Here is a 19998-nt window from a genome sequence, read left to right as displayed (position 1 = left end):
TAAGATCTACCAGAATATCTTAACATGGAGAAGAGGTCCGTACCACTAAAAGTTACTCAAGATAGTTATCTCTGATAAACGACATAGGCGTAATCTTCCAGTTATGATCTTCACGCGTAAAACTAATTCTGCGGAGAGGTCCTCCATCATTTAAAGTTCCAGTAATATAAGCAATGTTTTCTGAATAGATTACTTCAATTAGTTCATCCTGTCCAAACTCTTCTAAAAGGATATTAGTCGTTTCTATTAGTTCCTCGTATTCCGCTTCTGACTCGAAGTCTGATAGGTCCCTAAAGAACAAATGATGATCTTTTTCAGCCATGCCATTCATAATACGGATGATGTTTACCGGCGAAAGTCCTTCAAGTTCATCATCACTCTGGTGCCTCTCCATATTCCTTCTGCTCATTTCAACATCCTCCTGATCAAAGCCGTCATACTCTGATAGTGTGCTGAAATAAATATTTTCATCAATCGCGTTTGGATCTATGCTTGTGAGCGGAGGACCGAATTCCGGGAAGAGCGTTACACTCATGATAGAAAATCTTTCATCCGGGTTAAAGCTGATCATGAGTGATTCTGAAGAAAAGGTCATTTGAGCGCTAGTTTGTCCTTTTAGTCCGTATAATGACTGAGAAAATGGACCTGATCCGGCGAGCATAATATCCTGCTCACTAAGGTCGAAAGGAAAAATATCCTCTGCAATCTCCTCTGGTCTTAATAAAACATTATTTTCACCATCAATTGTTTTGTTATATAAAGCTCCCGTTATTTCTACACTCTTTTTAAAAACTACACCAGACGAAACTCTATCACTATAAACTTCTGATACAATCCAGCCATTAATCTCATCACCCTCATTCAGCTGACGAAGATCTATACCGCTCTCTGATTCACTATCTTCAACAGGTTCAACCGCCTCTTCAATCCCTTCAACCTCTTCCTCCGGCTGATCCACAGGCGCCTGCTCTTCCACACCCGTGATATGCACAATCAGAAAAATCGCTGCAGCCGCTGCAACAGCAGACAGACTGTACGGAAGCCATTTTGCTGCCCGTTTTTTCTCACCACGCTTAATCTTATTCCACACTGCATTTCTGTCTTCACTTGAAAACGCTGATTGATCAGGCCAGTTCAGTCGATCCGGAAACTTATGTTTACTCATGACCAGTTCCCCTCCTCTCCTGATATACATAGGACTTTCTCAACTTTTCACTGCCGCGTCTGATCCGCGTTTTGACTGTCGGAACCGGCAGACTGCAAATGTCCGAGATTTCCTGATAGGACAGTTCATGTTCAAAGTGCAGAAGTAAGAGTTCACGGTACTTCACAGGCATCGCCATCATCATGGATAAGAGGTGCTGCTTCTCTTCCTTCAGTACGGCTTCCTCTTCAAGTGTCAGCCGATCCGCTTTTTCGTTTTCAAATGAATGCTCGAACAGGCTGACTTTTCTATGATTCCAGCTTTTCAGATGATCCTTTGCTTTATTTGCTGCAATTTTAAATATCCACGTTTTCATGGACGATCTTCCTTCGAACGTTTCCCACTTTTCATAGACAGTGACAAATACGTCCTGGGAGAGGTCGCCTGCTGTCTCCCAATTCTTCACATATGTATAGATAAACCGCTTAACTGCTGTGCCGTACTCGTTCATCACGGCTTCTAAGCCATCGCGTTTTCTGACAGAAGAATGATCCATTCACTCACTTCCTCTTTTAAATTGTTTACTTTGTTTATATTGGCTGATGATCTCCGCTTCAGGGGGACGCTTTCCGTGGCCGGGCGGTGAGCCCGCAGGCTTCGCCATGGCCTCACACGTCCCTTCCTGCCGCAGCCCCTGCAGCGAGAATTACCAGCTGTACAAAAAACAAAATAGACTTTTCTCATCTAAGTTGGTACAAGTTAGACGATCGTTATTTTAACACTGATTCATTTATTTTACAGATTTTATTTGTTTGAAAATTCCCAAAACGATCTTGACGAATGTTTTTGTAAACGTTTACAATAATCAGAGTAAGAACGTACGCTGAGCGAGCGTTCAATCGCCTAACAGAGAATATCGAACGGGGGAATGGGTATGAATGCTGAAAATTTAATCGCACCGGAGCAGTATAACATCGCAAAAGAACTGGATCAGTTTGCATCAGATGATCACAGAATCGCAATCAAATGGCTTGATGACAAACAGAACAGACGTGACGTTTCCTACAAGGAACTCGTTGAACGCACAAACCAGTTCGCACTTGCGCTGAAAAGCAAAGGGATTGCTAAAGGGGATAAAGTACTGATCATTTTACCGCGTATTCCAGAAGCTTATATGAGCTATCTTGCGTGTTTGAAAGCCGGTATTGTTGCGATTCCATGCTCTGAGATGCTGCGTAAAAAGGATCTTGCTTACCGCATGAAGCATTCAGATGCAAAAGGGGTTATTGCGTTCCATGAGACAACTTCAGAGGTAAATGCAATCGATGAAGATCTTCAGGCACTACATAATAAATTCATTGTTGGTGGGACAGAGAGCGGCTGGGAGTCACTTGAATCACTTGCGGGTGAAATGGCAACTGACTATGACGGTGAGCCGACTTCACGTCACGATACAGCGTTTCTTCCTTATACATCAGGAACAACGGGTAATCCAAAAGGGGTTATTCATACACATGCATGGGGTTATGCGCACGTGCGGACCGCTGCAAAAGAATGGCTTGGCGTACAGGAGGGTGACCTTGTGTGGGCCACTGCGGCACCGGGCTGGCAGAAGTGGATCTGGAGTCCATTCCTCTCTACGATTACACTGGGGGCTACAGCATTCGTCTACCACGGAGGCTTTAACGCTGAAACCTATATGGAGTATCTTGAAAAAGAAAATATTAACGTACTTTGCTGTACACCGACTGAGTACCGCCTGATGGCGAAGCTTGAAAACTTAAGCTCTTATAACCTGCCTGAGCTGCGCAGCGCAGTATCAGCTGGCGAACCGCTAAACCGTCCTGTCATTGAAGCATTTAAAAACGCTTTTAACGTGATTGTACGTGACGGCTACGGCCAGACAGAAAACACACTGCTTGTCGGAACGCTTCAGGGGATGGAAGTAAAGCCTGGTTCAATGGGTAAACCAACACCTGGTAATAATGTTGAAATCATTGATGAACACGGCCAGCCGACAAAGACTGGAGAAGTCGGGGATATTGCGGTTCATAAAGACTGCCCTGCCCTTTTCACTGAATACTATAATGACCATGAGCGCACACAGGCTGCTTACAGAGGTGACTGGTATTTAACAGGTGATCAGGCATCACGTGATGAAGATGGCTACTTCTGGTTTGAAGGCCGCAGTGATGACATTATCATCAGCTCAGGCTACACGATCGGGCCATTTGAAGTGGAGGATGCCCTCCTGAAGCACCCTGCCGTCCGTGAATGTGCAGTCGTTGCAGCACCGGATGAGATCCGCGGCAGCATTGTAAAAGCATACGTTGTGCTGCGGGATGACAATGCAACTGGTGACGAAGCCCTTGTAAAAGAGCTGCAGAATCATACAAAAGAAATGACTGCACCTTACAAATATCCGAGACAAATCGAGTTCATTACTGAGTTGCCAAAAACAACTTCAGGTAAGATTCGCCGGATTGAATTGAGACAGAAGGAACAGCAGCAATCATAAAAAAATGCCGGGTATACAGCGATTGCTGCGTACCCGGCATTTTTCTTAATGGCCTTCGTGACCTTCTTCATCATCGTGGCTATGGTCTTCATGATCCTCTTCATCATGACTGTGGTCTTCTTCTGAATGGTCATGATTCTCATCACCATGATCATCCATATGACTGCTCTTCTTATTCTCAGCATTTTCCTCAACAGCTGCAACCTGTTCGTCAGTCGGTTCACCTACGTGGAACTGCGTTTTTGGCATGACATGCATATCACGCGCAGTTGTATGTGCCTGAACCGTATACACGCTTTCTTCAAATGTATAAGCGGCCTCGTAGATCCCGTTTTCAGTAAAGGTGCCTTCTACACGCTCACTCTTTGTACCGGCAGCGTCATTCCAGATCTCAAACAACACTTCCTGTGCATCCTCAACTGCTTCCCCGCCCTGAGTCACTTCAGCCTGCACGACTGTTTCTTCGCCAGGAACTGCATCTTCAGGCACTGATATGTCCACCTCAACCATCTGTGGCAATTCATTTGACGCTTGTTCTTCCTCTGATGAACAGGCAGCAAGCATCATCACAGCCGCTAACCCGGCAATCCATTTTTTCATTTCAGTTTCTCCTTTATATCAACAATGGCTTTAGTATATACGCCTTATGTGAAATAAACGTGAAGTCGTACTAACCTTCACATTTTATTCACAGCCTTACTGTAATGCTTCTACATCATCTGTAATTTTATCGACGACGCCTTCTTCAGTGAAGTTATACTCGCTGAAGATCCTGCCTTCCTGATCCATCACGTAAAACGTAACACCATGCAGCACCTGATCAGCGTCTTCAGGCTTATTTACAAGTGATTGAAATTCCTCACGCGCAAATGTTTCAATCTCCTCCTGCCCGTAGCCGGTTAACATATGCCAGTTGCTGTCATCCTCTGTAAACTGGGCTAAAAACTCAGTCAGCTTTTCAGGTGTATCGACTTCCGGATCCACGCTGAATGATACAATTTCAGCCTCAAGTCCCTGTTCTTCCAGTGTAGACTGAATATCAGCCATTTTATAAGTCATCGGCGGGCAGACAGTATCACAATTTGTGAAGATGAAGTCCGCAATCCATACCTTTCCCTCAAGCTCACTGCTGCTGAATTCCTCCCCATGCTGGTCTGTATAATTAAACCCGCTCACAGGCGGTCCATCCGGCTCACTGCCGCACGCTGCGAGCAGAAAAGTAACTGCGATTAATAACATCCATTTTTTCATGTTGTCTGTCCTTCTTTCGGCATTTTAATATCAACTTTAAATGTATTAGTTTTTGAGTCTATATGAAACTCCCCGTCCATCAGCCTGACGAGCTCTTTTACAATCGCCAGTCCAAGCCCTGTACCGCCAGTTTGACGGTTGCGGTCCCGGTTCGCTCTGTAAAAACGTTCTCCGATCCGCTCTTTTTCTTTAGTTGAAAGGGTTGAATCGTTCATTACAGACAACTTCACCCGCTGATTTTCTTCTTTTAACATAAGCGCGATCGCTGAATCTGCCGGTGCATACTTCACCGCATTTTCAATCAGGTTATAAAAAATCTGCTGCAGCCTCTTCACATCCTGGATCATCACAAGTTCTTCATCCGCTTCTATTTCAAAATGGAGTGAGCGCTCTTTCGCCTGCAATGAGAAAATCTGAACAGTCTCATATAGGAGATCTGATGCTGCAATCGGCTGTCTGTCAAACTCTGCATACCCATCCTGCAGCCGGTTCAGCTCAACCAGATCTGACAGCAGGCCGTTCATCCGCTGCACTTCGCTTTCAATCGTCGCAAGGATGACGTCTTTATCCTGATCAGATTTCTTCAGCTGCTCAGTGTATCCCTGGATATAGGTGAGCGGGGTTCTGACTTCATGCATGATATCAGCGAGAAACTCCTTCTGACGCTCCTCCTGATGCTGCAGTGCTTCACTCATCTGATTGAGCGCAGCAGATACCTGACCGATCTCATCCATCTGTCTGACTTCAAGCCGGTTCTCATACTCCCCCGCTGACACCTTTTTCGAAAAAGATTCAATTGAAGCAAGCGGCCTGAAAAGAGACTGACGGATCCGGCCGACAAGCAGGCTGAGAATAACGAAAAATAATATTCCAACGCCAATTAACAAAGGAATACTGCTCCCAAACACCTGCGCAAGTCCTTCAAGCGGCACGAAAATATACACATATCCAGCTGTTGAAACGCCGTCTGTGATCGGATATACACCACCAATGACCTGGCGCCCATAATGATCAACATAGCCTTCTTTTATCATCGACTGACCTGTGAGTAACCTGTCCCGATCAGACTCCTCTATCAACTTCATCCCATCTATTTCATATGGAAACAGACGATTCAGCTCATCCAGATCATCTGCGACAACCACTTCATATTCTGACACCACATTGTACCAATGGATCTTTTCGATAATCTCTTCAGTCAGCTCACCTGAATGATAGTGAGCGGCCGTGCGCTGTCCCTGCGATTCAACAGATTCTCTCACTGTTGATAAGTAAAGATCACGATAAGTGAAATGCAGGAAAATGAAGGCTGCCAGCAACGTAATTCCAATGCTTCCTATTAGTAATAGTAGAATCTTTCTGCTGAATGTCACTTTGGCGCCTCCAAACGGTATCCGACTCCGCGGACGGTCTTAATCCGTTCGCTCTCTTCAGGCAGCTTCATCCTGAGCGTTTTCATATGTGTATCTACTGTCCGCTCAGACCCCGGATAATCAGGCCCCCAGATCAGCTCCATCATTCTTGATCTGGTCACCGTATGGTTCTCGTGTTTTATTAAAAGCTCGAGCAGGCGAAACTCTTTTCGGGTCAGCGTGACAAGTCTGCCCGTGCTTTTTGCTTCCATATAATCAAGATCAAGCGTTAAAGAGCCTGAAGTGATCTTTTGTGAGGACTGCTTTCCGCCTGCCCGTCTGATGACTGTTTCAATCCGGGCGATCAGCTCACCTGAATGAAACGGCTTAACCATATAATCATCTGCTCCAAGCCTGAGTCCCTTCACCTTATCAAGCTCTTCCCCTCTTGCAGACAGAAAAATAAACGGAAGATCAGATACCTTCCTGACCTCTTCAAGCAGCTCAAAGCCGTCCATAAACGGCATCATAATGTCCACAACCATCACATCCGGCTGCTCACGCTTAAAAAGCTGCAACGCTTCTGAACCGTTTGCCGCCTGGATCACATCATAATGTTCTTCTATTAAAAAAGAAGCGATCAGCTCTCTCATCGGCTGTTCATCTTCCACGATTAATACTTTATAGCCGGACATCTGTTGATTCACCTGCTTTAATTAAAATGATACCGCTATTGTATCAGTTTTGTGTGAAGTTTGAGTGAAGTTGTGGTTTTTGGGGATGGGTTAAGGATTACAGAATCTGTGGGTTCGGCGGGAAATACTTTGGGTTCGATGGGGAATAATGCCTGTTCGCTTTTCGTATCGTCATGTTCGACGCTCATGCGAATTGTTCGGCGTAAAAAGTCTAACGTTCGACACTTCGGGACTTTTCACCCGCCCAACTTTCACAAAAAACCGCCACACCAAGTCAGAAATCCTGACTCCGCGCGGCGGTCCCCATCCTACTCTATGCTATTCAACCAGCTGAATAAACTGTCTCGTACGCTCATTAGTCGGATTCTCAAAGAACGTCTTCGGATCAGCCGACTCGATGATCACACCCTGATCAAGCATGATAATGCGATCTGCAACCTCACGCGCAAAGCGCATTTCGTGGGTGACAACAACCATTGTCATGCCTTCTTCAGCAAGGTTTTTCATAACCTGCAGTACTTCAGTGACAAGTTCAGGGTCAAGTGCTGACGTCGGTTCGTCAAACAGCATGACTTTCGGTTCCATCGCAAGTGAGCGCGCTATTGCTACACGCTGCTTTTGACCGCCTGACAGCTTGTTTGGATAGACATCGGCTTTGTCAGAAAGCCCGACTTTCTCTAAAAGCTCTTTGGCATGCTTGATTGCAGCATCCTTCTTCTTTTTCTTCACCTGCATTGGTGCCTCAATGACATTTTCCAGCACTGTCTTATGCGGAAACAGATTGAAGTGCTGGAACACCATGCCGACCTCTGCACGGACTTTTGAAAGGTTATCCTTTTTATGATTCACCGTGGTGCCATCAATCGTAATTTCTCCGTCATTGATCATTTCAAGAAAGTTGAAGCAGCGCAGCAACGTACTTTTACCGGATCCGCTGACGCCGACGAGCACAACCACTTCTGATGGCTGTACTTCAAGATCAATGCCTTTTAATACTTCGAGGTCACCAAATGATTTATGAATATTTTTTGCTTTAATCATATGCGAACCTCCTTAATCTTTATCAAAATCGAGTTTATTTTCATACCATCTGAGCAGGTATGTGAAGATCATTACGAGGACTAAGTAATACAGTCCGACGATTAAATAGGTTTCAAAAGGCTGGAAGGACTGGGCAGCTTCTCTGTTTGCGAGAGAGAATAATTCAGCTACCCCAATGACATACACTAGGGAAGAGTCCTTCAGCGCAATGATGAACTGGTTGCCAAGCGGCGGAATTGAGCGGCGCAGAGCCTGTGGGAAAACGATTCTTTTCATCGTCTGGGACTTCGTCATACCAAGTGAGAAGCTGGCTTCAGTCTGTCCTTTATCCACACCCTGAATCGCGCCACGGAAAATCTCCGCGATATAGGCACCATTATGCACGCCAAGTGCGATTGCACCTGCCCAGAAGTTGGACAGTGTAATAATTTCAGTGATTCCAAAGTATAAAAACATAATCTGTACGATCAGCGGCGTGCCGCGGATTACAGTAATATAAAAGTTTGCAATCATTTGAAGCGGTTTTGCTTTCGACAATTTCAGAAGCGCAAAGAATAACCCTAACAGACAACCGAGGACAACCCCGACTGCTGTTAATTGAAGGGTAATGACAGTGGCGTCCAAAAAGCCGGAAAGCGTTCTCGTAAACACATCAATGAGTGTTCCAAATAACTCTGGCATACTAACACCTTCCTACTCTCGTGGACTTATTCTAAAATTTCAATGCCTTCAGTTTCTGTTTCTAACAGGTTACGTCCGAATAGATCATTTGAAATCTGATCATACGTACCATCTTCAACAATCTCAGCTAGAGCTTCGTTTATGGCTTCAAGGAGTGCCTCATCATCTTTGTTTACAGCAATCGCTGCTTGTTCGATCCATAGCGGGTCACCAACTTCTTTAATCTCAAGTCCCTGTGCCTGTGCTTCATAACCAACTACGTCAGCTGTAATAACGGCATCAAGTCGCCCTTCAATCGTTAAATCATTCAGTGCTACAACGTCACTGTTATAGTATTGAATGTTATCTGTGTATTCCTGTGCAGCTTCGTCATACGTACTTTGTGCAACTACACCGATTGTCTTGCCTTCAAGGTCTTCTGGCGACGTGATGTCACTATTGTTTTCATTAACAAAGATCATCCCGCCTGAGTAATAGTATGGATCTGAGAAATTAACCTGTTCTGCACGCTCATTGGTAATCGCCATACTTCCAATAATTGCGTCAAAACGGTTACTTGTCAGTCCCTGCAGAATCGTTTCCCATGGTGTTGTAATCGGGTTTGGCTCAAGTCCCATTTTCTCAGCGATTGCATAACCGATTTCAACGTCAAAGCCCTTCAGCTCTCCGCCTTCTTCATAGTTAAATGGCTTGTAAAGACCACTTGATGCCCATGTTAGCTGCCCCTCTTCAAGCAGGTTGAATTCACTGTCCGCTTCAGATGATCCGCCTTCCGCGTTTCCTGAATCATCGGCTGAATCATCGCCTCCGCATGCTGCTAATACCATTGCTGCTGATAATGATAAACCAAACAATACCTTCTTTTTCATAAGTAATGCTCCCCTTTTTGTGTTTTATTTTTAAAGGTAAAAACCTTTAGTCACGGTAAAAAATTTCTTTTTCCTCGTACATTTTTTCAACACGTTCTAAGTTCGCACTGACTTTCTCATGCTCTTTTACTGAGACAAATCTCATAATGGAGGTTAACAACGCCACTACTGCTGTAAATGAATCAATTCTCAAGTTCGCATTCATCGCCGCTTCGAGTAAAATATCAGAATGAGCCGCAACCGGGGAATCCTTTGAATCAGTAATCGAAATCACTGTAGCACCCTGGGCCTTAGCGGTTTTGACGGTCTCAATAATATTTTTTGTGTAGCGGGGGTATGCGAGGACAATGACCACATTCGACTCATCCATTTTCGACAGCTGCTGATAATACTGCACATCACCCTGCATCAGCATCTCAGTGTTATCAAGCACCATACTCATCCATTGGGTAAATAAATGTCCAAGCCCATAGCTGAACAGATTACTCGTCACGTACACTTTTCTCGCATGACTGATGATATCAACAACCCGCAGCAGGTCCTCTTCCTTCAGTGATTGCTTGAGCTTTTCAATATTTGCAATGTCCGCATCAAGCAGGCTGTGTAAAAATGCCTGATCCTCACTCCGGTTCTCGGTCTGATCATTCTGATCGGCATAAAAACGCTCTTCAGCAAGCTTCCGCTGAATCTGATGCTGTGCTTCCGGATAACCTTTATAACCAATCTTCTGAGTCAAACGAATGACAGTAGATTCACTCACATTGACCATTTTGCCTACTTCAAGTGCAGATGAAAAAGCAATGACGCTCGGGTTGTCGAAAAATAATTGAGCCACTTTCTTTTGCCCGGCACTGAGTTTCGGATAAGAATTTTCTAATTTTTGCAGTATATCCTGCATTTCATAGCCTCCAAAAAATGATTTGCAACAATAAACTAGTTATATTGTATCTTTTTGCAGGAATTCCTGCAATAGTATTGGGGGAATTTTCTGAATTTATCGTGTTATTATCTAATCGTATATGAGGTTCGACGGGAAATAGTTAATGTTCGATGGGAAATAATAAATGTTCAACGTTCACTCCCTATTGTTCGCGTTTTAAATAGTCTTCTTCGACACAGAACGCCGTTTGTTCGACACTTCGGGACTTTTTACTCATTCCAATGTCGCCGCCTGCACACAAGAAAACCCCGCCTGCACCACACAGACGGGGTCACTAAAACTTATTTATAATCCAACACGTTCCTCACTCCAGCCCCATAATTCTTCTGCCAGCCATTCATTAGACGCATCCTCTGACACATCAATCTCTTCCATCTGATAAAAATATTTACCACTGACACCTGCAAGTTCCGGTGCTGTAGCAAGGTATACGGCTGTTGCAGCGCCTTCTTCAGCAGTCTGGAAAAACGGCTTCAATACTTTATGCACACTTTTGCCGAACTCAGTTTTTCGATCAATGCCGATATTCGTTGAAACTGCGCCCGGGTGCACGGCATTGGACGTGACTGCAGTGCCTTCAAGACGCTTTGCCAGTGCTTTTGTAAAAAGAACGTTAGCAAGCTTTGAGCGGCCGTATGCTTTTGCGACGTTGTACCCTTTTTCGAAATGAGGGTCGTCAAAGTCGATTTTGCCCCATTTATGCGCGCCTGAGCTGATTGTAACAACTCTGCCCTGCTCCGCGGCTTTTAGTTCATCCAGCAACAGGTTGGTCAGAAGGAAGTGACCGAGGTGATTGACGCCCAGATGCGATTCAAAGCCGTCATCTGTCAGTCTGCGTTTTAAAGAGACAACGCCTGCGTTATTCACGAGTACGTCGAGCTTTGAGAATTTCTTTTTAAATTCCGCTGCAAAGTTTCTGATGCTTTCAAGATTGCCTAGGTCACATTGCATTAATGTCAGTTCCTCTGAACGTGTCTGTTCTTTAGCTGAGATCCAGGCCACTTTACCGCGACGTGTGTTGCGGCACATCATGACGACGTGATAGCCCTGTTTCACAAGTTCGATGGTTGTAGTAAGTCCCATTCCTGAGTTGGCGCCTGTAACTAATGCTGTTTTCATATGTAGACACTCCTTTTAGCGTTGAAAGTTTTGTACAGTATAACAGAGATCCCAGGTGGAATCTTTTTTGAAGCCATAACAAAGCTCCCCTGCACTGCAGAGGAGCTTACTGATTTATTCAATACCTGCCTGAATTTCATTTACCATTTCCTGAACGGATACTAATCCGCCGCCTGACAGGTACCAGTAGTTCGGATCAAGGTAGATGATATTGCCGTTCTCGTAGGCCTGCGTGCCTTCGATGAATTCATTTTCAACGACCTGTTTTGCTGATGAAGATTCTCCCTCAACTGCTGCGCCGCGGTCTACAACAAAGATATACTGCGGATCCTCTTCGACAATGTATTCATAGGAAATACTTTGTCCGTGTGTAGATACTTCGATCGTTTCGTCTGCAGGGGTAAAGCCGAACACGTCATGGATGATGCCAAAGCGTGATCCTGCACCATATGCACTGATCTTCCCGTCATTTGCAAGTGTCACTAATGCTTCAAGCTCTTTAGAAGTGACCTGCTCATTTAATTCATCAATTGATGCATTAATTTCTTCAAGCTTTTCAGTGGCTGCTTCCTCTTTTTCGAATAGCTCCGCCAGTGTGTTGACGTTTTCCTCGAATGATTCCATATATTTTTCAGTATCTACACCCATATAAATTGTCGGTGCGATCGCTTCGAATTCTTCATACAGTTCTGCCTGGCGTCCTGAGATAATGATCAGGTCAGGATCCATTGCGTTGATCGCTTCGAAGTCAGGCTCTTTCAGTCCGCCTGCGTTTTCAAAGTCATCCCCCTTATATTTTGAAAGGTAGGAAGGAATGTTGGTCTGTGGGACACCTGCTACTTCAACACCGAGTGCATCGAGTGTATCAAGCGTACCAAAATCAAACACTACGACTGATTCCGGACTCTTTTCAACTGTTGTTTCACCTAACAGGTGTGTGATCGTCATTTCTTCTTTTTCAGCGGCTGAGCCTGCTGTTGTTTCTGCATTTTCTTCTGATCCACAGGCTCCTAATACAAGTGCACCTGCAATGACTGGGAATAATAATTTTTTCATATCTGATCCGTCCTTTTATGCGTAATAGACGCAGATTTTATTTTCATTTACATTTTCTATATCGATATCCATATCGTAAATTTCTTTCAGCACGCACGGTTTAATGATGTCATTAACTGTACCTTCTCTCACGACGCATCCGTTTTTCATCGCAATAATATTGTCTGAATAGCAGGAGGCAAAGTTGATATCATGAATCACGATGACCACTGTTTTCCCCAGTTCATCCACCAGACGGCGCAGTACTTTCATCATTTGAACGGCATGCTTCATATCAAGGTTGTTGAGTGGTTCGTCAAGCAGGATATATTCTGTATCCTGTGCAATGACCATTGCGAGAAATGCACGCTGTTTCTGTCCTCCGCTCAGCTCATCCAGGAAGGAATGCTGCATGTCTTCAAGCTGCATATAAGCAATCGCTTCATCAACAAAACGTTCATCTTCAGCTGTCAGCTTTCCCTGTGAGTAAGGAAAACGCCCAAAGGAGACAAGCTCTCTGACAGTTAACTTCAGCGTCATATGATTAGCCTGTTTTAGAATTGACACTTTTTTAGCAAGCTCACTGCCGCGGCATTTTGCTACATCGAGTTCATCGATTCTGACTTCACCTGCGTCAGACGTCATCAGTCTGCTGACGATCGATAGCAGTGTACTTTTACCGGCACCATTGGGACCGATCAGCGAAGTGATTTTTCCTTTTTCGACCTGAATTGAGACGTCCTGTACGACTTTCTTTTTACCGAAAAATTTCACTACGTTACTGGCTGAAACCATTTATGATCGCTCCCTTAATAGTAAGTATAAAAAGTACACACCACCGATGAAGTTCACGATGACGCTGAGTGTCGTTGTAAAGCTGAATACTCGTTCCACTAGCAGCTGACCACCAATGACTGCGATCATACCGATTAAAGCAGAGGCAGCCATCAGGTAAGAATGACGATAGGTTTTCATGACTTCATATGTGACGTTGGCAACGAGCAGCCCGAGAAATAGAATCGGACCGACAAGCGCAGTTGAAATTGCAACAAACACAGCTGTCACCAAGAACAGCTTTCTGACGACGCGCTCATAATCCACGCCCAGATTCAGCGCCTGATCCCTTCCAAGTGACAGGACATCGAGATATTTTAAGTCCTTCCACATCCAAATCACAGTCACTGCAATACAGCCGAGCGCCACCCATACAAGGTCAGCACTGACATTGTTAAAGCTTGCAAACATTCGGTCCTGAATCATCAGAAACTCATTTGGGTCGATCAGTACCTGCATGAAGGTTGAGATGCTTGAGAAAAATGTTCCAAAGATCAGTCCGAGTAGCAGAAGGAAAAACAGGTTTGATCCTTCATTTTTAAACAATAGCTTATAGAGCAGCATGGCAAAACCCATCATGAGCAGGACCGATACGACAAAGTTCAGGTTGCGGTTCATGATAAGCGCACTGCCTGAACCGACGATAAAAACAAGTGCTGTCTGAAGCAGCATATAAAGGGAATCCATCCCCATAATGCTTGGGGTCAGAATCCGGTTATTGGTCATCGTCTGGAACATAACGGTTGAAATTCCGATTGTGCTCGCAGTTATGACCATCGCAAGCACCTTCATACCGCGGCGCGGCAGGATATAATCCCAGTTCCCTCCGGATGCGATCGTCATATAGATCACAATCATCGTGACAGCAATAACGCCCAGTATCGCTAAAATCATTTTATGCTTCACGTGATCGCCTCCTGATCAGCAGCCACGCAAAAATTCCGCTTCCAAGTACACCAACGGTTAAGTTAATCGGCAGCTCATACGGATAAATCACAATCCGTCCGAGAATATCACACACAAGAACGAATAACGCTCCCAGCATGGCGGTATGAGGCAGATTCTTTTTCAGATTATCCCCCTGATATAGACTGACAATATTCGGTACAACCAGACCAAGAAAAGGAATCACTCCGACTGTCAGCAAAACAGATGAAGTGACAAAGGCAACTAGCACAAGCCCTGTATTCACAACTGTTCTGTATTTCAATCCGAGACTGACTGCAAAGTCCTCACCCATTCCTGCAATCGTGAATTTGTTTGCAAATATGTATGCTGCAATCATGAACGGAATACTTAGAAACATCAGCTCATAACGGCCGGTCACGATCAATGAAAAGTCACCCTGCATCCAGGCAGACATATTCTGAATAAGATCCCGCTCGTAAGCGAAAAACGTTGTAATCGAGCTGATAATATTCCCGAACATCAAACCGACAAGCGGCACGAAAATGACATCCTTGAACTGTATCCGGTCTAAAATTTTCATAAAAACAAATGTGCCGAGTAAAGCAAACACGAATGCGATACTCATTTTTAAAAGCGGTGATGCACTGGTAAATAACATAAGTGATACCAGTACACCGAGTCTTGCAGAGTCCATCGTCCCCGCAGTTGTTGGTGATACAAATTTATTACGTGAGAGCTGCTGCATAATCAGCCCGCACACACTCATCCCCGCTCCCGCAAGCAAAATACTCATTAAACGCGGCAGCCGGCTGTTCCACAAAACGTGCAGCTGTTCCTCTGACAAATCAAATAAATCCATTGGGGAAATAGATGAAACCCCGACAAACAGAGATCCTACAGCGAAAAGAACGAGTGCACTGGCCAGATATCGTTTTTTCATGATTGGAACCCGACTTTCCTTAAAGTGAAAATGATAACTATTCTCACTGTATTCTAAAAAAAGAGAGAACCTTCTCTCCGTCAAATACTTGTTTAGACAACTAATGTTATAAAAAATAATGCTTGTTCCAACAAGTGTTTGACGCAAAAAAGCTTATGCTAAATTTGATCTGATTTTATCAAGCGCTGATAAAATCTGTGAGAGTTCTTTTTCAGAAAGTCCGTCTGATGCCTGGGCGATGGTTTTCTGTGCTAATGTCTCAAGTTCTTTTTGTATGCGCTGCGCCTCTGCTGTTAAAGAGATCCTATTCACACGCCGGTCCGACGGATGAACCTCTCTTTTCACATATCCACGCTTAATCAGGTTATCAATCAGCCTCGATACACTCGCCTGATCTCTTTCGTTTTGAGCCGCAAGGTCATTTTGTGTCTGACCGTCCCGCTCATAAAGCCGCGTAAGAATCTGCCATTGCTCATATGTAAGATTAAAACCATTTTCTTTAAAATTACGGTTCAACCGGCTGTTCATAAGTCTTGAAGCATGAAACAGCTTATAGCCCAGGGAATCGTTAAGGAAATATTGTTGATCATTCATAAAATCCACCCTTTTGTCTTCCCACATCTGATAGTAAATGAAAATCGTTCTCAGTGCAAGCAGGTTTTTAAAAAACATTTGTAAAAATATAAAAGCCGCAGCGTATATGTCTTCCATTTTGCACACATAGACGCTGCGGAGCTGGACTTATTCGTTTTTAAAATCGCGTGCAATCATTGGCTTCGGTTCTTCATTGTTCAGCTTACGGTCTTCAAGCTTAGCTGATGCTACACCATAAAGAATACCAAAAATTCCTCCGGCAAGGACCTCCAGCGGCTGATGACCAAGCAGTTCTTTTAATTCTTTTTCACGTTTTTCAAACTGAAGACTCGGGTAATCGTCTGAAATAATTTCAAAATGATCCTCAAGGTCATTCACCAGTCTCGCAATTTCACCTGTGTGTCTCCGCACGCCCTGTGCGTCATACATCACAATGGTTCCAAAGACAATTGCAAGTGCAGTTTCGATATGTCTCGTCCCTCTATTTGCAGCCACATATGCCGCCAGAGAAGCAACCCCCGCTGAGTGAGAGCTTGGCATGCCACCGGTCTGTACAAGCGGCTTCAATTCCCATTTTCCTGTTATCTTCTTATGCGTAACAATTTTCAGCGCCTGGGCAATCCCAATCGCTGATAATGAAGTCACAACGCCTCTATTCATAAATTTCTCCTCCTGTCAGGTATGTATGGATTCTGTTAGTAACCATACCCTTATTGAAGAAAAATATGCTATCTGCAGTCAGACTTCCTGGCTGACCCCGTTAAAAATTTTTGTATAATCCAACTCAACAATCGGCTCTCCGCTCAGTAAACGCTCACGCAGACTTTTCACAAGTGCCCGCTCCCGCTCACTCGCCTTTTCAAGATCCACCTGCTTATGAAAAACCCCATACAGTGTATAATCTCTCATCTTCAAAAACAACGGCAGCCTTTCAATCCACTCCTGTTCGATCTCACTTTTTCGCGTATACCCTTTCAGAAAAGCTTTCAGGAATACTTCTCCCTGCGCCGACCGTCCTTCAAGCGGCAGCTCGTTGTACTTCCATAGCGCCGTGTAATAAAGCGGGATCGCGATATCACTAATGTAGTGGAAATACATTGTGTCATCAAAATCAAACAAGTGAATCTCACCGCCATGCACAAAGAAATTACCCATATGAATATCAGAGTGAATTAATCCGTAGACATCATTCTGATCAGGAAGCTGCCTGATTTGATTAACCAGTTCACGATTTCCTTCTATAATCTGCTGGTCTTCTTCAGGAAGATATTTTTTAAGCTCAATCAGATCATCCTCATACCAGTGAGGACGATCCATTCGTGCCGTGTCAAAATCCTTTGCAGCTGTATGTAATTCCCCAGTGATCTCTCCCCACTTTTCAAAAAGAGGAACGTCAAAAAACGGATCATCCATTTTGACTGATGCGCCGGGCGCTTTGTTAAATAGACACGCATAAAAGTATGTATCCTCTGCTTCAATTGCTTCCACCAGATTTCCGTTCACTGATTGATTCACAAGTGACACATTGATCCCTCTGCTGTGAAGGTCATTGATCCAGATGAGTTCACTTTCAACCTCTGATTTCGTTCTGTGTGAAGAATGGGTCAGTCTCAGTACATAGGGCTTTCCGCTTTTGTAAACCTCATAGACATAGTTTTCAAAACCGTTCAGATTCTTCGCTTGTGCGGCATCTGCATGAAAACGTGATGCTGCTTCCGATAATAATTCCTGTGAAAATAATCGTTCAACTGACTGTTCCATAATGGCCTCCATTTTTTAATCAAAGTGTACAGAATCTCTTTTTAAGCTGCCTCCGTACCGGGACGGGGAGTGAATAACAGAATTTATACATAGGTCAAATTACACTATTCCACGAACATCATCGAATTACCTTCGAGCATGACCTGTTTTTCTAAGAACATCACCTGCTTTTCCACGAACACACACTATTTTTCTCCGAATAAACACCCCGAACCGGCACACGCACACCTGAGAGGAAAAATCCTCCATTCGCAATTCCATTGTCAAAATGTTATAATAATTTTATTCAAGAGGAGGAAACATGATGATGGATCCTAAAGTGAAATATCTGATGCTCGTACTCCCGACGTTTATTCTTAGTATCGTACTGCTCTACATATTGCCTGAAAGCAGAAGCCTGCTGGCCATGTCACCAGTCATTGCAGCATGGATTATCTACTTCCTCTGGCAGTATGCTGAAAAGCAGTCCGGTGATGATGAAGAAAATACAGTCTGACATATTGGAGGTTTTGATGTGGCCGCATTGTTCACCATCTTAGGTGATGTATTCGCAGCTATTGCCATGAAATTTATGGCCGAAAAAGATCAAGAAAAAAATCCTGAATCGGAATGATTCAGGATTTTTTTTCGCCTAAAAACAAATTATTAACTTTCACACCCTTCACTAACAACACTGCTGTCACAAACACAATCAGACTTGCTGTCCAAAAACCATTAGCATACCCTGCCACATCAGACCACGGAACCCGGTCATTGATTTCAAAAAACAAAAAGTATACGCCTGTGCCGGCTCCGTCTCTGACTTCAAGTGTTTCCATCAGGTTATAGCCATGAATGGCCAGGACACCTGACAGAACCGTCAGACCGATCGCGATCATGCCTTTTTGAGCTGCTGTCATTTCTTCCACTCCTAGCGTGTAAGGATTTCTTCAACTGTCCTTTTCGCTTCAGAATCTTTTAAAATGAATGTTCCTTCTTTTTCTGAACTTGTGAACCTTGTAAACTGCCCGCTTTCTTTCCAGAGATAAATGCTTTCATTGCGCTGATCCTCGTATGTAAAAGTAATTTTCACATCCGCAAAAACGGCCATCTCGGATTGGCGGGCTTTATAATCAGAGCTATTTAACACAACTCTGAGATCTTTTTGCTGTTGATCATTCAGCACCATTGATACTTCCTCGTATACCTTCAAGTCTTCGTCCCAAAACTGAACAGTAGCAACACGGCTTTTTTCAAACTGATTAGATGCGAAAATCATACCTGCAAGACCAAAAAACAAGACGAGTGCGATGATGACGGGTTTTCTCATGATGGTGTTCTCCTTGAAAATTTTTCTTCAATTAACAGACGAATGAAGTTACAAAAAGTTGCAGGACTTTCAGGTTATTTTTTCAAACAACGGGAAACTAAACAAGAAGGAGATGATTAAAGATGCCACAGATAAAAGCTTACATATTTGATGCTTATGGAACATTGTTTGACGTTCACTCAGTCATGAAGGAATTAGAAGAACTTTTCCCGGATCACGGCGAAGCAATCAGTCAGACATGGCGGAAAAAACAGGTTGAGTATTTTTTCCTCAGACAGGTAATGGGTCGCTACAAGCCATTTGATCAGGTTACGCGTGATTCATTGGTTTATGCAGTGAAAGAAAGCAGCCAGTCCATTGATGATAGTCAGGTGGAGCATATGCTCGAGCAATACCGTCAGCTAAAGCATTATGATGAGGTTGAAGAAGTATTGCAGCAATTACAGGGGAAAGAACTGATTGTGTTTTCAAACGGATCTGAAAATATGCTGCAACCGCTGATGAAGTTTTCAGGACTGAAATCTTTATTTACTGATGCGATCAGTGCTGATGAGATTAAGCAGTACAAACCATCGCCTGCTGCTTATGCATATGCGCTTGAAAAAGCAGGGGTAAAGCGCGAAGAGGTCTTATTTATGTCGTCAAACGGATGGGACATTTCAGGAGCTAAGAGCTTTGGCTTTCACACTGCGTGGATTAACCGGAGCGGACTTCCTGTAGAGGAATTACAGTTAGCACCTGATTCAGTTTATGAGGATTTAAGCGGCATATTAAAATGGTAAAAGAACCCGCGTGAAGCCAGTCTTCACGCGGGTCTTTCATCTGACATTTCACACCAGCATATAGATGACGGCTGCAACAATCACAACTGCCAGCATGATCAGATCGATTCCAGTTCTGCCGGGCTTTTCAGATGGCGCCTCTGTTGTTGTTTTTGCTTCAGGGTTCAGCTCTTCACGCTGAAGCCGTTCGCGTTTTTCTTTCGCTGTTTCATTCTCCATTCTGT

At 44.1% G+C, this 19998-nt stretch carries 24 protein-coding genes; 3 read left to right on the top strand and 21 right to left on the bottom strand.

Translation table 11 applies throughout. The features are described 5' to 3' along the window. Positions 1-52: 52 nt before the first annotated feature. Both DH10bf12_RS06735 and DH10bf12_RS06730 read right to left on the bottom strand, forming a co-directional pair. Entirely contained in the window at positions 53-1165 is a 1113-nt protein-coding gene (locus DH10bf12_RS06735) for a hypothetical protein (RefSeq protein ID WP_471737750.1), read from the bottom strand. Beyond that, the gene (locus DH10bf12_RS06730) at positions 1158-1700 is read right to left on the bottom strand and encodes a sigma-70 family RNA polymerase sigma factor (protein ID WP_471737749.1); all 543 of its coding nucleotides are present in this window, start codon (positions 1698-1700) and stop codon (positions 1158-1160) included. Before DH10bf12_RS06730 ends, DH10bf12_RS06735 begins: the two co-directional genes overlap by 8 nt. A gap of 378 nt (positions 1701-2078) precedes the next feature. Here DH10bf12_RS06730 and mbcS point away from each other — a divergent pair, with 378 nt between their 5' ends. Beyond that, complete coding sequence (gene mbcS / locus DH10bf12_RS06725) at positions 2079-3662, top strand: acyl-CoA synthetase MbcS (RefSeq protein ID WP_471737748.1); 1584 nt, start codon at positions 2079-2081, stop codon at positions 3660-3662. Positions 3663-3707: 45 nt separating this feature from the next. Here mbcS and DH10bf12_RS06720 read toward each other — a convergent pair whose 3' ends face one another. From DH10bf12_RS06720 to DH10bf12_RS06645, 16 genes are all read right to left on the bottom strand, one after another. After that, the gene (locus DH10bf12_RS06720; protein WP_471737747.1) at positions 3708-4262 is read right to left on the bottom strand and encodes a FixH family protein; all 555 of its coding nucleotides are present in this window, start codon (positions 4260-4262) and stop codon (positions 3708-3710) included. Positions 4263-4358: 96 nt separating this feature from the next. After that, positions 4359-4913, bottom strand: coding sequence for an SCO family protein (locus DH10bf12_RS06715; RefSeq protein ID WP_471737746.1), 555 nt, complete (start codon positions 4911-4913; stop codon positions 4359-4361). Then, entirely contained in the window at positions 4910-6286 is a 1377-nt protein-coding gene (locus DH10bf12_RS06710) for a sensor histidine kinase (RefSeq protein WP_471737745.1), read from the bottom strand. The genes DH10bf12_RS06715 and DH10bf12_RS06710 overlap by 4 nt, the downstream gene beginning before the upstream one ends. Then, positions 6283-6960, bottom strand: a complete 678-nt coding sequence (locus tag DH10bf12_RS06705) for a response regulator transcription factor (RefSeq protein ID WP_471737744.1) — start codon at positions 6958-6960, stop codon at positions 6283-6285. The genes DH10bf12_RS06710 and DH10bf12_RS06705 overlap by 4 nt, the downstream gene beginning before the upstream one ends. A 318-nt stretch (positions 6961-7278) precedes the next feature. After that, positions 7279-8001, bottom strand: coding sequence for an amino acid ABC transporter ATP-binding protein (locus DH10bf12_RS06700; RefSeq protein ID WP_471737743.1), 723 nt, complete (start codon positions 7999-8001; stop codon positions 7279-7281). 12 nt (positions 8002-8013) lie between these two features. Next, positions 8014-8682, bottom strand: coding sequence for an amino acid ABC transporter permease (locus tag DH10bf12_RS06695; RefSeq protein WP_471737742.1), 669 nt, complete (start codon positions 8680-8682; stop codon positions 8014-8016). 26 nt (positions 8683-8708) lie between these two features. Next, positions 8709-9551 carry a transporter substrate-binding domain-containing protein gene (locus DH10bf12_RS06690; protein ID WP_471737741.1) on the bottom strand — a complete coding sequence of 281 codons (843 nt, stop codon included), beginning with the start codon at positions 9549-9551 and terminating at the stop codon, positions 8709-8711. 46 nt (positions 9552-9597) lie between these two features. Beyond that, on the bottom strand, positions 9598-10449 hold the full coding sequence (locus DH10bf12_RS06685; RefSeq protein WP_471737740.1) for a MurR/RpiR family transcriptional regulator: 852 nt from the start codon (positions 10447-10449) through the stop codon (positions 9598-9600). A gap of 327 nt (positions 10450-10776) precedes the next feature. Then, on the bottom strand, positions 10777-11610 hold the full coding sequence (locus DH10bf12_RS06680) for an SDR family oxidoreductase (protein WP_471737739.1): 834 nt from the start codon (positions 11608-11610) through the stop codon (positions 10777-10779). A gap of 114 nt (positions 11611-11724) precedes the next feature. After that, complete coding sequence (locus DH10bf12_RS06675; protein WP_471737738.1) at positions 11725-12666, bottom strand: siderophore ABC transporter substrate-binding protein; 942 nt, start codon at positions 12664-12666, stop codon at positions 11725-11727. Between the two features lie 15 nt (positions 12667-12681). Continuing rightward, positions 12682-13440: an iron ABC transporter ATP-binding protein gene (locus DH10bf12_RS06670; RefSeq protein WP_471737737.1), complete on the bottom strand. Its 759-nt coding sequence runs from the start codon at positions 13438-13440 to the stop codon at positions 12682-12684. Next, complete coding sequence (locus tag DH10bf12_RS06665) at positions 13441-14373, bottom strand: iron chelate uptake ABC transporter family permease subunit (protein ID WP_471738201.1); 933 nt, start codon at positions 14371-14373, stop codon at positions 13441-13443. A gap of 1 nt (position 14374) precedes the next feature. Next, positions 14375-15328 (bottom strand): ABC transporter permease, encoded by a 954-nt coding sequence (locus DH10bf12_RS06660; RefSeq protein WP_471737736.1) that lies wholly within the window; start codon positions 15326-15328, stop codon positions 14375-14377. A 153-nt stretch (positions 15329-15481) separates the two neighbouring features. Further along, on the bottom strand, positions 15482-16039 hold the full coding sequence (locus DH10bf12_RS06655) for a MarR family winged helix-turn-helix transcriptional regulator (RefSeq protein ID WP_471737735.1): 558 nt from the start codon (positions 16037-16039) through the stop codon (positions 15482-15484). Between the two features lie 30 nt (positions 16040-16069). Then, positions 16070-16582, bottom strand: coding sequence for a divergent PAP2 family protein (locus DH10bf12_RS06650; RefSeq protein WP_471737734.1), 513 nt, complete (start codon positions 16580-16582; stop codon positions 16070-16072). Between the two features lie 78 nt (positions 16583-16660). Continuing rightward, the gene (locus DH10bf12_RS06645) at positions 16661-17683 is read right to left on the bottom strand and encodes a phosphotransferase enzyme family protein (RefSeq protein ID WP_471737733.1); all 1023 of its coding nucleotides are present in this window, start codon (positions 17681-17683) and stop codon (positions 16661-16663) included. Between the two features lie 304 nt (positions 17684-17987). Between DH10bf12_RS06645 and DH10bf12_RS06640 the strand changes: the two genes are divergently transcribed. Then, positions 17988-18179 (top strand): hypothetical protein, encoded by a 192-nt coding sequence (locus tag DH10bf12_RS06640; protein WP_039806950.1) that lies wholly within the window; start codon positions 17988-17990, stop codon positions 18177-18179. Between the two features lie 118 nt (positions 18180-18297). Here the strand turns inward: DH10bf12_RS06640 and DH10bf12_RS06635 are convergent, their stop codons facing one another. Beyond that, positions 18298-18582 (bottom strand): hypothetical protein, encoded by a 285-nt coding sequence (locus DH10bf12_RS06635; protein WP_471737732.1) that lies wholly within the window; start codon positions 18580-18582, stop codon positions 18298-18300. Positions 18583-18593: 11 nt separating this feature from the next. Next, on the bottom strand, positions 18594-18992 hold the full coding sequence (locus tag DH10bf12_RS06630; RefSeq protein ID WP_471737731.1) for a hypothetical protein: 399 nt from the start codon (positions 18990-18992) through the stop codon (positions 18594-18596). Positions 18993-19114: 122 nt separating this feature from the next. On the opposite strand from DH10bf12_RS06630, the gene DH10bf12_RS06625 reads away from it, so the two are divergent. Further along, complete coding sequence (locus tag DH10bf12_RS06625) at positions 19115-19774, top strand: haloacid dehalogenase type II (protein ID WP_471737730.1); 660 nt, start codon at positions 19115-19117, stop codon at positions 19772-19774. Between the two features lie 48 nt (positions 19775-19822). Here the strand turns inward: DH10bf12_RS06625 and DH10bf12_RS06620 are convergent, their stop codons facing one another. Then, a complete protein-coding gene (locus tag DH10bf12_RS06620) occupies positions 19823-19993 on the bottom strand; it encodes a hypothetical protein (RefSeq protein WP_471737729.1) in 171 nt (56 codons plus the stop codon). Positions 19994-19998: the final 5 nt, after the last annotated feature.

The organism is Jeotgalibacillus sp. 10bf12 (assembly GCF_055597105.1).
Note: the sequence above shows the minus strand (reverse complement) of the source record. Positions and strands in the feature narration are given on the sequence as shown.